The sequence below is a fragment of the Arthrobacter sp. YN genome, assembly GCF_002224285.1.
Classification (GTDB): Bacteria; Actinomycetota; Actinomycetes; order Actinomycetales; family Micrococcaceae; genus Arthrobacter.
The window spans coordinates 1,695,432-1,709,992 of the sequence record NZ_CP022436.1 but is presented as its reverse complement, the minus strand read 5'-3'; the positions used below and the strand labels follow the sequence as shown (position 1 = coordinate 1,709,992).

Genomic DNA, 14,561 nt, shown 5'->3' with positions numbered 1-14,561 from the left:
GGAAAGTTTGCTGCAAGTACCCGAAGATACCTGAAAGTGCTGCGACTCCTACCCTACCGGCCTTTGGCCGGGCCTCTCCGTGCAAAGGCGCCTTTGGGCCACGGCAGGGTTGCCACGATGATCGCGGCCAGCGTCAGGACCGTACCCAGCACCGTGGGCAAGGCGACCACCGCGCCGGGACTGGGGATCACGACGTCGAGCACCAACGAGCCCACCAGCTGCCCGGCAATCATGCCCAAGCCGGTAATCAGTACGCCGAGGCTCCTGACCAAGAGTGCCGCCAGGCCGATGAAGAGGCAGCCCATGGGACCGCCGAGGTAGTACCACCACTCACCGGGCAGCGGATTTCCCGGCCCGGCAACGGCCAGCTTGATGAGCCACGCGATCCACAGAATGGCCGATCCGGCGATGAAATTGACCAGGGTGGCGGCAATGGGTGTTCCGTAGTGGACGGTGGCAGTTCCGTTCATGGCCTGCTGGAAACTCATGAAGAAACCTGCCGCGAGTGGCAGGAGGACCGGAAGCAGCAGCGAGGCGATGTCCGCATCCCCACCGAACCGCGGCGAGACAGCCCAGGCGACGGCAGCCACGGTGAGGACGCTGCCGATCACGCGCACTCCCGTAATGGCGCGTTGACCGCCGGGACCGATGCCCATCCGGTCCACAAGTAATCCACTCAGCGTTTGTCCGGTGACGGCCGCGACTGTGAACAAGGCGACACCGAGCAGGGCGACCGTGAACGACTGGGCAAAGACGAACAGCGCACCGATAGCCCCGGCCATAACGTAAAAGCGGGGAAAGCTGCGGTTCCGGACAGCGGGGATGATGCGCTGCAGGCCCGCCCTCCCCCTGGGGGTTGCCAGTGAAATGGCTGCGATCAGCAGAAGCCCTATGGTGAAGCTCACCACTGATGCGGCGATCCCGTCGTCCAGTTTCGCGCCGAGGGCCCCGTTGATCCTCGCTTGGAGCGGGATAACCAAGCCTGTTGCTACGGCGATAGGGAGGCCAACGGCGAGCGGAAGGGTGGGACGGGGAGAAGGCTGCGGCACTGTCACCACACTACTTCAGGCATCATTGCTGTATGAGCACTCCGGAAATCGAAGAAATCCCCATCCGCGACGACATGATCCGCTTGGGCCAGCTGCTGAAGCTTGCCAACCTCGTCGAGGACGGGGTCGAGGCCACGGAACTCATCAAAAGCGGCTTGGTCAAGGTCAACGGTGAGATCGACGACCGCCGCGGCCGCCAGCTCCACGTTGGCGACACCGTGACGGTCAACGGGCAGACGGTCCGGATCGCCGCCGCCTGACGCCCCGGGTTTTGTACAGATAACGCCCTTTTGAACGACTCTTAGGGGCGTTACCTGTACAAAAACTGCGTCAGTCAGTCAGTCAGTCAGTCAGTCAGGACTTTATGGGTCAGGAACTCGCCCACGTGGCCGATCTCCTGCTGGTTGATGCCATGCCACATTCCCGTGTAGAGCACCTTGGTCAGGTCAACGTGCTTGCGCACCCACCCCATGGTGTAGTCGATCTTGTCCTGGGTGATGACGGGATCCTGCTGGTCCCGGCCCCAGAACATGGGCACCGATCCGTCCAGTTCGTAGTCCCGGAAGGCGGCGTCAGCGCCGGCGTCGATCACAAAGCCTGAAAGCCCGACGACGGCGGCAAAGTCCGCGGGACGGTAGCGGAACATGGTGGTCGCCATGGCCATCCCCATGGAGAAGCCAAGCAGGGTGACCGAAGAGTGGTTGGCCTTGACCGTGTCCAGCCACTCAAGGGCGTACTCGGCCGCGAGTTTCACGGCATCCAGGGAGTAGTCGATGGATGCCGTGAGCGGGAACCACGTGAAGCCAGGTCCCATGGGCATCGGCGCACGAAGGGCCGCCACCACGAATCCGTCAGGCAGCAACCCTGCCAGGCTGAAAAGGTCGTCCTCATTGGATCCGTAACCGTGCAGCAGGACCAGGAGCGGCTTGCCTGCACGCTCGGCTTCGTCATGGGACCACAGGACAACAGGCGCGGGGAATGCGGGGGCTTCAGTCATGGTTCCATTCTTGCAGTTACCCACAAGTAACAACCTACGGTGGCGTAGGTTCGCCGTGAGGGGGCAGGATATGAGCGTGAGTGAGAACAATCAGTTGTTGAAACCCGGCGATCCTCTACAGCGACACCCCTGGACCCGTTACGTGGCGCTGGGTGACTCCTTCACGGAGGGCATCGGCGACCCCGAGTCCCGGAACCCCGGCGGTCACCGCGGTTGGGCAGATCGGGTGGCCGAGGAACTGGGCCGCGGGCAGGAAGACTTTGCCTATGCCAACCTTGCCATCCGTGGCAGGTTGCTCCAGCAGATCATCGATGAACAAGTAGGCCACTGCCTGGAACTGCAGCCTGACCTCGTGTCCATCTCAGCCGGCGGCAACGACCTCATCCGACCCGGGGGCGACCCCGACCTGCTGGCCGAAAAGCTCGATACCGCAGTGGGAGAGCTAAGCTCTGGCGGCGCCACCGTGGTGCTCTTCAACGGCCCGGACACCGCAGCCTCCGTACTGGGGCGCATCCGCGGCAAGGTGGCCATCTATAACGAGAACCTCAGGACCGTGGCCGCACGCCACGACGCCATCATTGCAGACATGTGGTCCTTGCGGCAGTTGGCGGATTCCCAGATGTGGGATGCGGACCGCCTGCACTTCTCGCCGCTGGGCCACCACACCATCGCCATGATGGTCCTGGAGGCACTGAACGTCCAACACACCCTTGAGCCCTTGATGCCCAAGCCTCTGCCTCCGCGGACGTGGCGCGAGGCCCGCTCCTCGGACCTTGTCTGGGCGCGCGAGTACTTTGTTCCGTGGGTTATCCGAAGGCTCCGGCACCAGTCCTCCGGTGACGGCATCACGCCAAAGCGTCCGACGCCGGGCCCCGTCTTCGGCCCCAGTGGCACTTTGCTTCCGCGGCGCTAGGGCGACGTTAAGGTGACGGCGATGGTGCCGGCAGGGTTTCTTGGGGGCCGCAGCTTCGGGGGCCGCAGTGTCGGATAACGCCTCCCCCTTCGCGGAGAACGTCCGGCGCCTGCGCCTGCGACGGCAGCAACTGCGGGCTCCCTTGTCCGGGACCGCCGGAGACGTGGTCAGCAACCTGCTGGCAGTCCAGTCCCAGGAATTTCCGTATGCGCGGTGGACCCTTGCACAAAGGACATCCGCTTCCACTTCCTCCGACGTGGAACAAGCCGTTGCCGATGGAACCATCCTGCGGACGCACATCCTGCGCCCCACGTGGCACTTTGTGCACCGGGACGACCTCGGCTGGCTGATGGGGCTCTCCGCGGACCGGCTGCATCAGGGAAACAAAGGCATGTACCGCCAAACAGGAGTGGACGAAGAAACGTCCGCACTCAGTGGCCGGATCCTGGCCTCAGCCGTAGCCGACGGCGCCCACAAGACACGCGAAGAACTGGCTGAGGTCCTGGGACAGGCCGGCTTACCCAGCAAGGGCCTGGGGTTTATCTACCACCTCATGCACGCCGAGGTCAGTCGCATCCTGGTGAGCGGCGCCCCCATCCGCTCTGCCGGGGGCGCCCTGAAACAGACGTACGCTCTCTTCGAGGAGCGCGTTCCCGGTTTCGTTCGTACGCCGTTGGCCGGGGAGGACCGTGAAGAGGCCTTGGGGACGTTGGTGCTCCGGTACTTCGGCAGCCGCGGACCCGCCACCATCAAGGACTGCGCCGTGTGGTCAGGGCTGACCATGAAGGATGTAAAACTGGGCCTCCAGGTGGCTGGGAAGCTGTCGCCGGGCTCGCTGGCATCGCTCGCCATGGACGGCGTGGAGTTTTACCTGGCCCCGGAAGACGTCGGCGAGCTCACCAACGACGGGGGCCGTTCGCGTCCGCATGACGCAGGACTCCCCCGCATCGACCTCATCCAGTGCTACGACGAATATGTCATGGGCTATTCGCAGTCCCGGCACTACCTCGGCGGGACAGCCCCATATTTCCCCGAGGACAACGGGCCCATGCACGTGGTCCTGCTGGATGGCAGGTTGGCCGGATGGTGGCGCCATGGTTTCTCCGGCGGAGCCTGCCAACTGGATGTCCGCATGAACCAGCCCGCAAGCCCTCCCGAACAGATGGCCCTGGACGCCGAAGTGGAACGCTATGGGCAGTTCCTGGGCATGGAAGCCCGGCTCCTCTGAAAAGGTTCACTGAAGGCGCCCGGAGTTCACGCCGTACGACGGGGCTAAGCTGGGATAAGACCTAGGAGGCCTGCACTGTGAACAATCTGATCTTCTGGATCATCGTCTGCTCGTGGCTGATTCCGCTCGGGATCCGCATGTACAACCGCTCCCGGGCGCGACGGATCCAGAACGGGAACTTCCGCGGCCCCGGCTATCCCCAACAGAACCTGCCCGGCCCCGGCTATCCGGCACAGCAGGACTACCCTCAGCAGGATTACCGGGGACAGGATCACCCGGGACAGGACTACCCCTTACAGAACTACCCGGGCTATCCGACCGAGCCGACCATCATCCGCCCTGTGGATGACACACCGCAGTCCGGGGCGCCGTCGAACCCTTCATCCCCCGCGCCCTTCCCCGCCACCAACGGTTCGGAGCCGCAAGGCTACCGCGCCCGCAAGCTGGCAGAGCTGGACGCAAAGTTCAGCAACGGGGAGATCGCCATGGAGGATTACATGAAGCAACGCGGCGACATCATGAATGGCTAGGCCGGCGGCCCACACGGCGCCCTGCAGCCGAGACTCAATCTAGGCGAAGAAGGCTCCGCGGAGCTGTGCTGAGAGCTGGCCGATTTCCGTCAGGAACCCGTCGTGGCCGATCGGCGCCTCAATGACGTGAACCGGAACATCACCCGGCAGGGCTGCCGCCAATTCCCGGGATTGCGCCGGGAAATACAACCTGTCGCTGTCCACCGCCGCAACGAAGAACTCCGCAGTGGTGCGCGACAATGCTGCCTCCAGCGATCCACGGCCGCGTGCGACGTCGTGGGACATCAGGGCTTCGGTGATGGCGATGTAGCTGTTGGCGTCAAATCGTCGGACGAGCTTTGTTCCCTGGTGGTCAAGGTAGCTCTCCACCTGATAGCGGCCACGCTCCCCCAGGACCGCAGCGGCCAGTGGTGTCTCCTGGTGCTGGGCTTCGCGGCCGAAGCGGAAATCCAACTCCAACGCCGAGCGGTAGGTGATGTGGGCGATGCGCCGGGCCAAGGCGAGCCCGTGCTCAGGGGCCGCGCCACCGTAGTAATCGCCGTTGTTGAAGTTCGGGTCCTGGCGAATGGCCAGGGTTTGGGCCTGTGCAAAGGCGATCTGCTCGGCCGTACTGTAGGCACCCACGGATATCACGGCGCAGCGCTTCACCCGCTCCGGGAAGGTCGCTGCCCATTCCAACGCGCGGGCGCCGCCCATCGAACCGCCCAACACGGCGTGCCAGGCCTCGATTCCCAGGGCTTCAGCCAGGCGCGCCTCGGCCTCGGTGCTGTCGCGCAGGGTGACCAGGGGGAACCGGGAGCCCCAAGGACGGCCGTCCGGCGCCTCCGAGGACGGTCCGGTGCTGCCGTAGCAGCCACCCACGATGTTGATGGAGATGACAAAGAACCTGTTGGTGTCGATGGTGGCACCGGGGCCTACCAACTGCTCCCACCATCCTTCTTCGTCCGTAGCTCCCCGGGCAACGTGCGTGCTGCCCGTGAGGGCATGCTGGATGAGCACGGCATTGGAGGCATCGGCGTTCAGCTGCCCCCAGGTCTCATAGGCGAGGACGACGTCGGGCAGGAATCCGCCCGCTTCAAGGTCCAGCGGCCCAATGGCGGCGTACTTGACGGTTCCGTCTTCTTCCCCGGATTTTGGAAGTGCTGCAGCAGTAATGGTCATTCCTTTGACACCTTAACCTCGCGCTTGCCCGTCGCCTTGCGTGCGAACAGGCCAGGTCTTCACCCGGGGCACCCCACCGCGGAGGAGGGTTGCCGGCCAGCAAGCCGGGGCTATGCGCTGGCACTCATGACCTAATACGAAGAGTCTAGGAAATACAGGGCGCTTATGGCGAAGAATGTGACATCAGTGTGACGGTTCAGGGCGTTTTCGTTCACAAAGCAGCACTCCGGAATGCCGCCCGTCGAATAATCGTCGGTCCGGGCGGCATTCCAGGAAAGGCGTCAGGCGCAGTCCCGCCCTGGCTTTCAGCTCCGGGTTCAGGCTCCCTTGGCGGCCCGGAAGCCTGCTTCGAGGTCGGCGATGATGTCATCCACGTGCTCAATCCCTACGGACAAGCGGACCAAGCCGGGGTTCACGCCGGCCACCAGCTGCTGCTCCACCGTCAGCTGGCTGTGCGTAGTGGACGCCGGGTGGATGACCAGCGAGCGGACGTCGCCGATGTTGGCAACATGCGAATGCAGTTCCAGTCCGTCCACGAAGCGCTTGCCCGCCTCAACGCCGCCCTTGATGTTGAAGGCAACAATGGCGCCGGTGCCTTGGGGACCGTACTTCCGGCCACGGTCATACCACGGGCTGGACGGCAGACCCGCATAGGCGACCGATTCGACGTCGCCGTGGGCTTCCAGCCACTCGGCCACCTTGGTGGCGTTGGCTACGTGACGTTCGACGCGCAGGCTCAGCGTCTCCAGCCCCTGGGCGATCAGGAAAGCGTTGAACGGGGACACAGCGGAACCGAGGTCGCGAAGAAGCTGGACCCGCGCCTTCAGGACGTAGGAAAGGTTTGCGCCGAGCGCACCGCCCTTGCCAAGATCGCGGGCGTACACCAGTCCGTTGTAGCTGGGGTCCGGAGTATTGAAACCCGGGAAGCGCTCCGGGTCCTTGCCGAAGTCGAAGTTGCCTGAGTCCACAATCACGCCGGCGATGGCAGAACCGTGACCGCCAAGATACTTGGTGGCGGAGTGGACCACGATGTCGGCGCCCCACTCGATGGGACGGATGAGGTAGGGAGTGGACAGTGTGTTGTCGACGATAAGTGGCACGCCGGCCTCGTGGGCGGTGCGGGCGACGCCCTCAATGTCCAGTACGTCCTGGCGCGGGTTGGAAACAACCTCGCCGAAGAACAGTTTGGTATTCGGCTGGACGGCGTCACGCCACTGGTCCAGGTTGTCCGGGTCCTCTACGAAGGTCACCGAGATGCCGAACTTCTTCAGGGTGTGCGCCAGAAGGTTGTAAGTACCGCCATACAGGCTGGGGCTCGCCACGATGTGGTCGCCGGCCTCCGCGATGTTGAGGATGGCGAAGGTCTCCGCGGCCTGGCCGGAGCTCAGCAGGAGCGCTCCCAAGCCGCCTTCGAGGCTCGCGATCCGCTGCTCCACGGCATCCTGCGTCGGGTTGCCGATCCGGGTGTAGATGGGTGCGAGCTCGGCCAAGGCAAACCGGTTGGCTGCGCTCTCGGCGCTGGGGAACACAAAGGACGTGGTCTGGTAGATCGGCAATGCCCGTGCTCCCGTGGCAGAGTCAGGCTCCTGACCGGCGTGGATCTGGCGGGTTTCGAAAGACCATCCTTGGGACATGGAGTTCTCCTGTTCGTGGCGCATGGGTTCTGTGGAAACGGGCTGCATGTGAGCTGGGGCCAGTCTAGGAAGTGTCCGGAGCCTTGGACAGCTTTGTGACGCCGGTGGAATCTTTCGGTCTTTCAGCGTCCCTGCATGACGCCACACGGCACCGGTTATACACATCCCACCTTAGTTAGGGTTGACTTAGCTGAGACCCCGATCACAAAGTGCCAAGATGAAGCCATGCGCATGGATCACGTCTCTTACGCCTGTGAACGAGATGGCCTTCTGGCCACTACCGAACGAATTTCCGCGGCACTGGGAGTGGACGCTGTCCGGGGCGGAGTGCACCCGCGCTTCGGTACCCGGAACATGATCATTCCCCTTGCGGATAACAAGTACCTGGAAGTGGTGGAGGTCCTGGACCACCCTGCTTCCGACAAAGCGCCTTTTGGCCAGGCAGTTCGTGCCCGCTCGGCCGCCGGTGGTGGCTGGATGGGCTGGTGCGTCGCTGTTGACGACCTGGCACCGTTTGAGGACCGCCTTGGCCGCTCCGCTGTTCCGGGCAACCGCAAGTTCCCTGACGGCCGCGAACTGGTGTGGCAGCAGATCGGCATCCTGGGATTGATCGCAGATCCCCAGGTTCCGTACTTGCTCAAGTGGGAGGGCGACCCCTCGCTGCACCCGTCCAGGATCTACGAAAGCGACGTCAAGATGTCCAGCCTCACCATTGCGGGCTCGGCGGAACGCGTCACCGAATGGCTCGGAGAACCGGTGGAAAAGCCGCTTGAGGACGTCGCTGTCCAGTGGATGGCACCGCACGGCACTCCGGGAATCATGTCAGTAACTTTCGAAACCGCCTCCGGAGCCGTCACCATCTGACCGCCCCGTCCAACCGGGCTCGTCCCGGCACCGGCCATCCCTGTCCGGTAAGAACTTCGGCCGCCATCAGCGGGTGCCAATGACGTCACCCACCGATGGCGGCCGGATATTTTTAAGCGCCCTACCCCAGTCCCATCGCCTTGCCGAACAGGCTGAAGCCCACAAACGCCACGATGTCCAGCAACGCGTGGGCAATCACCAAGGGCATCACCCGCTTGGTCTTGGTATAGATCCACGCGAACACCAAACCCATGACCACGTTGCCGATGAACGGCCCAAAACCTTGGTACAGGTGGTAGCTCCCCCGCAGGACGGCGCTGACCACAATGGCCACGGGCATGCTCCAGCCGAACTTCCCGAAGCGGTCCATGAGGTAGCCCACCACGATCACTTCTTCCACGATCGCGTGCCGCACGGCCGAGAGGATGAGCACTGGTACGGTCCACCAGTAGGCGTCCAGCCCGCTGGGGACAATCGCCGTGGTGATGCCCAGTGCCCGGCCGGCGGCGTAGAGGCCCAGAGACGGAATTCCGATCACGGCAGCAAGTCCCACACCGTGGAGCAGGTCCTTGCCCGGCCGGGCGAAGTTGAAGCCGAGCCGGGCGAATGCCGAGCCGTTGTCGCCGTCGCGGTTTGACTGGAGATGCGAGGACAGGAAGTAGAACACCAGGGCCACAGGCACCAGGGCGAAGATGATGTCCAGCAGTTGGTAGGTGAGGTCAAAGTACTCGCGGGTGCTTTGGGACCGGTTCAGGGTTGAGGTGGCGTCGGCCAAGGGAGCCCGCGTCATCTTGTCCAGAAGTTGCACCACGGAATAGACGGCCGACTGGCCCAGGGACAGGCCCAGCACAATAAGTACTTCGGCGCGCAGCCGTCGGTGGGAAGCAAGGAACATGTACCTATCTTGCCCGCAGTTCCTGCCACTATGCCGGGAACCACGCACCTATGCTTGGTGGGATGGGTGCCCCAGCGAGAATTTTCATGATCCGGCACGGCCAGTCCGCCGCGAACGCCGACACGTCCATCTACAACCGTGTGCCGGACTACCGGATCCCCCTCACGGAACTCGGCGTGGAGCAAGCCCGCATTGCCGGTGAAGACCTTCGCCGCAAGCTCGACGGGCAACAGGTCTGCGTCTACGTTTCACCGTATCTGAGGGCGTACCAGACCTTGGAGGCATTGAATCTGGGCTCGTTGATAGAACGGGTCATTGAGGAACCCAGGCTTCGTGAGCAGGACTGGGCCAACTTCCAGATTGCCGGGGAGATCGAGGACCAAAAGGAGCTCCGCAACCTCTACGGCCACTTCTTCTACCGGTTCCGCGAGGGTGAATCCGGTTCGGATGTGTACGACCGCGTGTCGTCCTTCATGGAGACGCTCTACCGCCACTGGCAAAAGCCCACGTATGCGCCGAACGCTCTCCTGGTGACGCACGGACTGACCATGCGCCTGTTCTGCATGCGCTGGTTCCATTGGACGGTTGAGTACTTCGAATCCCTCAACAACCCGGACAACGCTGAGTTGCGCACACTGATGATGAACGACGACGGCCAGTACAGCCTCGATTCACCGTTCAGCCAGTGGGTGCCCAGGGATGTTGACGATTCGGTGCTGCACGCGCCCAGAATGCGGTTCAGGCGGCGCACCCAGCTCGCCGGTGCTAGCCGGCGGATGCGACGATGACTTCCGTGCCCTTGGCTTCGAAGGCGGCCTTGTCCTCGGCGCTGATTCCGGCATCGGTGATGAGGTGCCTGAAGTCGTAACCCGCCATGGCAGCGAAGGAGCGGCGGCCCACTTTGGAGGAGTCAGCCACCACGTAGGACTCCGTGGCGCGCCGTGCCATCACGGTGTTGACCATGGCTTCGCCTTCGTCGGTGATGGTGGGACCGAGGTCCGGGTCAACACCATTGACGCCGATAAACGCAATGTCCAAAGCAACTTTCTGCATGATCACGTCCGTGTAGGGGCCCACGAGCTCGTAGGAGCGTGGATTCAGGATGCCGCCGGTGACCATGATCTTGATGTTGGGCCGGACCGCCAGTTGCGAGGCAATGTTGATGGCGTTGGTCACCACCGTCAGCGTGGGCCTGTTGGACGGGGCGTTGAGGTCTTCACGGGTGGAGAGCAACTGGGCCAGCGCGGTGTTGGTGGTGCCGCCGCTGAGGCCAATCACGGCCCCGGGTCGGATCAGCGCGGACGCGGCCTGGGCAATGTCCTGCTTGGCCTGGGCGTGGTCGTCACGGTTGTAGCGGCCCGGGAGGTCATAGGCCACCGATCCGGTGGTGGCGCCACCCCTGGTCCGGCTGAGCAACCTTTGCTTGGCGAGGCTGTCGAGGTCTCGACGGGCCGTGGCTGGTGACACGCCCAGACGCGTCACGATGTCCTCGACTTCCACATGGCCGGACTCGGCCAGGAGATCGAGGATGGCGGTCAGCCGATCGGTGCGCGTCATGACGAGCCTTTCGCGGGTTCGGAGCTATTTCGCTTTGGCGAACAGCGTCAGCATACGTGCGGACTCCAGCACAAGGGCATCCCGGCCGGCCTTGAGGTACTTCCGGGAATCCACCACTGCAGGGTTGGCATCGAGGTACTCACGGACGGCGCGGGTAAAGAACCCGTTCAAATGTGTGGATACGTTGATTTTAGTCATACCCGCGCCGATAGCGGCTACGAGCATCTCATCTGTGACGCCTGAGGAGCCGTGAAGGACCAACGGTTTTCCGACCGCGGACTTCAGGCGGGTGATCAGGTGGAGGTCCAGTGCGGCGCTTCGTTCGGTCATGGCGTGGGAGGAACCAACAGCCACAGCGAGCGCGTCCACACCGGTGGCCTCAACGAAAGCCTGGGCCTCGGCGGGGTCGGTCCGGACGCCCGGGGCATGGGCACCGTCTTTGCCCCCCACTTTGCCGAGCTCGGCCTCGACGTAAACGCCGCGCTGGTGGGCGTAGGCGGCGACACGTTGGGTGACTTCGACGTTCCACTCGTAGGGCAGATGTGCGCCGTCGTACATGACCGAGCCGAACCCAAGGTCGACCGCAGCCAGAGCGAGGTCCTCGGACTCCGCATGGTCCAGGTGCAGGGCGACCGGGACGGCGGCGGAGCGGGCGATCGCCAGGGCGGCTGACGCAATCGGTTCGAGCCCACCGTGGTACTTGGCGCAGTTCTCGGAGATCTGCAGGATCAACGGAACACCTGCCGCTTCGGCTCCGGCCACCAGGCCCTCGGCTGTTTCGATATGAATGATGTTGAACGCACCTTGGCCTGCGCCGGAAGCCGCGGCCCTGTCCATGAGTTCCCGTGTGTTGACCAGGGTCACCGGGTCTCCTTCCATGTCACGATCAGTTGGTCTTGAAGTTCCTGGTACCGCGGTGAAATTTCGCCGGCGGCCGGCATGAGCACGGCAGCGGCGGACCACGCGGTGGCCCGGCGGAGTATTTCGCGCGGTTCCGTGATGCCTTCGGCGAGTGCGACGGCGGCAGCCGCCACACCGGCGTCGCCCGCCCCTGTGGGGTTGCCCCTCAGCGCTTCAGGCAGGCGCGCGCTCCAGTAGCCGCCGGGAGCGGCATGATCGAAGGCGAGCATGCCGTCTGCCCCGGCACTGACCAGTACCGTTCGGGCACCCATGTCGATCAGGGCGAGGGCGGCTGCTTCCAGGCTGGATTCCCCGGTCGCTTCGGCCAACTCGTGATGATTCGGTTTGAGGATGTCCGCGCCCGCTTTGGCTGCGGCGATGATTCCGGGACCGGAGGTATCGATGATGGCCGGGATACCGGCGTCGTGGGCCAGGCGCACCAGCTCCGGATAGAAATCTGCTGGAGCACCCGGCGGCAGGCTTCCCGAACCGACCAGGACGGAGGCCGGGAGGTTTCGGTTTCCGCTGACGGCCTCAACCACCGCAATCCGGAGTGCGCGCCAGTCGTCCGGCAGGAGTGCCTGGCCCTCCTCGTTGAAGATGGACGTTTCGCCGGCGACGGTGTCCACCAAGGCGATGCTGCGGCGGGTCTCGGCGGCGACTCCCACCAGGGCGTGGGGAACGCCGCTGGTCCAGAGCTCAGCTGCGAGGGTCTGCCCTGCGGCGCCTCCGGTGGGTGCGATGGCCAGGACAGGGTAGCCCAGTTGGTGGGTCACACGGGCAACGTTGATGCCCTTGCCGCCGGCCCGGCTCAAAGGAGTGGGTACACGGTGGCTGGCGCCCTCGGTGATTCCCTGCACGGTATAGGTCATGTCGATGGCCGGATTGGCGGTGACGGTGATGATGCGGTTCACGTTGGCTCGCTTCATTGTGCTGCTCACAGGAGTGCCCGTGCGTTCAAAGCCGCACCCAAAAGGCCGGCGTCTTGCCCCAGTTCGGCCCGGATCAGCTGTGGGCGTCGCTGGAAGTCAAGGATGCCGTCCACCTTGGTCCGGAGGGGCTCCAGCAGTTCGTCGCCGGCTTCAGCCAGGCCGCCGCCGATCACCACCGCTTCGGTTCCTATGATGTTGACGCACTGGCAGATGGTGAAGGCGAGGGCATCCACGGCATCGGCCCAGATGCGTGCGGCCAGTTCGTCGCCGCCTTCGGCCCTGAGCAGGACACCGCGGGCACCGTTCACCCTGTTCCCGGACGCCTTGTAGTAGCGCTTGGCGATGGCACCGGCCGAACCGACTGCTTCCAGGATGGTGGAGCCCGTGGAGCCAGGTCCGGCGTCGGGGTCCGGGACCTGGGCATGGCCGAGCTCACCGGCGAAGCCGCCAGCGGTGACCGCCTTGCCACCGGAGAAAACGGCTGCGGCGATGCCGGTCCCCACCACCATCACCACAACGTCCTTGAACTCTTTGGACCCACCAAAGGTGTGTTCTACGGCCGCAGCGGACCGGACATCATGATCAAACGCCACCGGAATCCCCAGCCGCTTTTCGGCTTCGGCCGTGAACGGGAAATTACGCCAGCCGAGGTTGGCCGAATAGACACCGATGCCGGCCACGGAGTCCACGATGCCCGGGACGATGATGCCGGCCGCTTTGGCGGTGGCCTCCGGGAATTCGGTCGACAGTTCGATTTTAAGCTCGGCCAGCCTGTCCAGGATCGCTTCGCCGGGGCGAGCAGGATCCAATGGCGTAGGGACGCGGCGCATGCCCAGGACGTTTCCCCTGGCATCCACCAAGCCGGCTTTGATGTCAGTCCCGCCAACGTCGAAGGAGAGGACCGGTGATTCTGCGGCTCCGAGAACCATGACGGGTGCCTAGGCGGAGGCGTTGAGAATGACGGAGCGCGTCAGGTTGCGGGGCAGATCGGGATTCAGTCCACGGACGCGCGCACGCTCCAAGGTGACCTTGTGAACCCTGGCCAGCTCAGCCAACGGGTGCTTGTCGGTATGGATGTAGAGGGCGCCGGTGACGGCCATGTCGGCGTCCAGCCCTTCAGGCTGGGCACCGAACAACCAGGTGACGCGGCCCGGAGCCGCGATGGAGATGGGCCCATGCCGGTACTCCATGGCGGGATAGGACTCGGTCCATCCCTGTACAGCCTCGCGCATTTTCAGGCCTGCCTCGTGGGCCAGCCCAACCGTCCATCCAGTGCCGAGGAAGGTGAACTGCTCGGCATCCAGGAGTTCCTGCGGAACCCGCGCGCTCACAGCGTCGCGGGCATCATCGATGGCCTGCTGCACATCGATGTCAAGGCTGGTCAGCAGGTAGACCAGCGCTGTGGTCGCAAAACGGGTCTGAACTACCGAACGCTCATCGGCGTACTGCAGTCCGATCACGGCATCTGCCAGTTCGATGATCGGGGAGGTGGTGTCGCCGATGATTGCCACGGTGGGGACGATCCCCTGAAGCTCAGCCAGGATCTCAAGTACCTCAGTGGTGGTTCCTGACCGCGTAATGGCCACAACGGCGTCGTACTGGCGATCGGCGCTGTTGCTGTTAAGGAAAGCTTCGGACGCGGCGAAGGCATCGGTGACGCCCTTCCCGGCGGATTCGCGGGCGGCCGCGTAGCTCTGCGCCATGAACCAGGAGGTCCCGCAACCGATCACGGCGATGCGCTTTCCGTCAGCCGGAAGCAAGTCCTCGGCACGGGCTTGCTCTACAGCCCGCTGCCATACGTCGGGCTGGGAAACCAGCTCTTCCTCCATGAAGGCGCCCAGTGTGTTCTCGCTCATCGTGTGTTCCGCTCCCGCTCAGCTTAATGACGTTTTCTGATCTAT

General features: G+C 64.0%; 16 protein-coding genes and 1 riboswitch. Of the genes, 6 read left to right on the top strand and 10 right to left on the bottom strand.

The window, feature by feature from the left end; genetic code table 11:
• Nucleotides 1-53: 53 nt before the first annotated feature.
• Nucleotides 54-1,058, bottom strand: a complete 1,005-nt coding sequence (locus CGK93_RS07675; protein ID WP_089594313.1) for a DMT family transporter — start codon at nt 1,056-1,058, stop codon at nt 54-56.
• A 23-nt stretch (nt 1,059-1,081) separates the two neighbouring features.
• Between CGK93_RS07675 and CGK93_RS07670 the strand changes: the two genes are divergently transcribed.
• A complete protein-coding gene (locus CGK93_RS07670; RefSeq protein WP_089594312.1) occupies nt 1,082-1,309 on the top strand; it encodes an RNA-binding S4 domain-containing protein in 228 nt (75 codons plus the stop codon).
• 86 nt (nt 1,310-1,395) lie between these two features.
• Here the strand turns inward: CGK93_RS07670 and CGK93_RS07665 are convergent, their stop codons facing one another.
• Complete coding sequence (locus CGK93_RS07665; RefSeq protein ID WP_089594311.1) at nt 1,396-2,046, bottom strand: alpha/beta hydrolase; 651 nt, start codon at nt 2,044-2,046, stop codon at nt 1,396-1,398.
• A 70-nt stretch (nt 2,047-2,116) separates the two neighbouring features.
• On the opposite strand from CGK93_RS07665, the gene CGK93_RS07660 reads away from it, so the two are divergent.
• From CGK93_RS07660 to CGK93_RS07650, 3 genes are all read left to right on the top strand, one after another.
• Entirely contained in the window at nt 2,117-2,959 is an 843-nt protein-coding gene (locus tag CGK93_RS07660; protein ID WP_089594310.1) for an SGNH/GDSL hydrolase family protein, read from the top strand.
• Between the two features lie 67 nt (nt 2,960-3,026).
• Nucleotides 3,027-4,187, top strand: coding sequence for a winged helix DNA-binding domain-containing protein (locus CGK93_RS07655; RefSeq protein ID WP_089594309.1), 1,161 nt, complete (start codon nt 3,027-3,029; stop codon nt 4,185-4,187).
• Nucleotides 4,188-4,264: 77 nt separating this feature from the next.
• Nucleotides 4,265-4,717, top strand: coding sequence for a hypothetical protein (locus CGK93_RS07650; RefSeq protein WP_089594308.1), 453 nt, complete (start codon nt 4,265-4,267; stop codon nt 4,715-4,717).
• Nucleotides 4,718-4,756: 39 nt separating this feature from the next.
• Here the strand turns inward: CGK93_RS07650 and metX are convergent, their stop codons facing one another.
• Both metX and CGK93_RS07640 read right to left on the bottom strand, forming a co-directional pair.
• Complete coding sequence (gene metX / locus CGK93_RS07645; protein WP_089594307.1) at nt 4,757-5,878, bottom strand: homoserine O-acetyltransferase MetX; 1,122 nt, start codon at nt 5,876-5,878, stop codon at nt 4,757-4,759.
• 15 nt (nt 5,879-5,893) lie between these two features.
• Nucleotides 5,894-6,010, bottom strand: a riboswitch (SAM riboswitch).
• Between the two features lie 185 nt (nt 6,011-6,195).
• Nucleotides 6,196-7,512 (bottom strand): bifunctional o-acetylhomoserine/o-acetylserine sulfhydrylase, encoded by a 1,317-nt coding sequence (locus CGK93_RS07640; protein WP_089597278.1) that lies wholly within the window; start codon nt 7,510-7,512, stop codon nt 6,196-6,198.
• Between the two features lie 225 nt (nt 7,513-7,737).
• Between CGK93_RS07640 and CGK93_RS07635 the strand changes: the two genes are divergently transcribed.
• Nucleotides 7,738-8,376, top strand: coding sequence for a VOC family protein (locus CGK93_RS07635; protein ID WP_089594306.1), 639 nt, complete (start codon nt 7,738-7,740; stop codon nt 8,374-8,376).
• Between the two features lie 121 nt (nt 8,377-8,497).
• On the opposite strand, the gene CGK93_RS07630 is transcribed toward CGK93_RS07635, so the two are convergent.
• The gene (locus CGK93_RS07630) at nt 8,498-9,271 is read right to left on the bottom strand and encodes a CPBP family intramembrane glutamic endopeptidase (protein WP_089594305.1); all 774 of its coding nucleotides are present in this window, start codon (nt 9,269-9,271) and stop codon (nt 8,498-8,500) included.
• Nucleotides 9,272-9,333: 62 nt separating this feature from the next.
• Between CGK93_RS07630 and CGK93_RS07625 the strand changes: the two genes are divergently transcribed.
• Nucleotides 9,334-10,059, top strand: a complete 726-nt coding sequence (locus tag CGK93_RS07625; RefSeq protein ID WP_232481574.1) for a histidine phosphatase family protein — start codon at nt 9,334-9,336, stop codon at nt 10,057-10,059.
• Here CGK93_RS07625 and CGK93_RS07620 read toward each other — a convergent pair.
• The 5 genes from CGK93_RS07620 to CGK93_RS07600 are packed head-to-tail and all read right to left on the bottom strand — an operon-like array spanning nt 10,037 to nt 14,516.
• A complete protein-coding gene (locus CGK93_RS07620; protein WP_089594303.1) occupies nt 10,037-10,828 on the bottom strand; it encodes a DeoR/GlpR family DNA-binding transcription regulator in 792 nt (263 codons plus the stop codon). The two genes, CGK93_RS07625 and CGK93_RS07620, sit on opposite strands and share 23 nt — an antisense overlap.
• Before the next feature lie 24 nt (nt 10,829-10,852).
• Nucleotides 10,853-11,707 carry a class II fructose-bisphosphate aldolase gene (locus CGK93_RS07615; RefSeq protein WP_089594302.1) on the bottom strand — a complete coding sequence of 285 codons (855 nt, stop codon included), beginning with the start codon at nt 11,705-11,707 and terminating at the stop codon, nt 10,853-10,855.
• On the bottom strand, nt 11,689-12,657 hold the full coding sequence (locus CGK93_RS07610; RefSeq protein WP_089594301.1) for a 1-phosphofructokinase family hexose kinase: 969 nt from the start codon (nt 12,655-12,657) through the stop codon (nt 11,689-11,691). The genes CGK93_RS07615 and CGK93_RS07610 overlap by 19 nt, the downstream gene beginning before the upstream one ends.
• Nucleotides 12,658-12,665: 8 nt before the next feature.
• On the bottom strand, nt 12,666-13,589 hold the full coding sequence (locus CGK93_RS07605; protein ID WP_089594300.1) for an ROK family protein: 924 nt from the start codon (nt 13,587-13,589) through the stop codon (nt 12,666-12,668).
• Between the two features lie 9 nt (nt 13,590-13,598).
• The gene (locus tag CGK93_RS07600; protein ID WP_089594299.1) at nt 13,599-14,516 is read right to left on the bottom strand and encodes an SIS domain-containing protein; all 918 of its coding nucleotides are present in this window, start codon (nt 14,514-14,516) and stop codon (nt 13,599-13,601) included.
• Nucleotides 14,517-14,561: the final 45 nt, after the last annotated feature.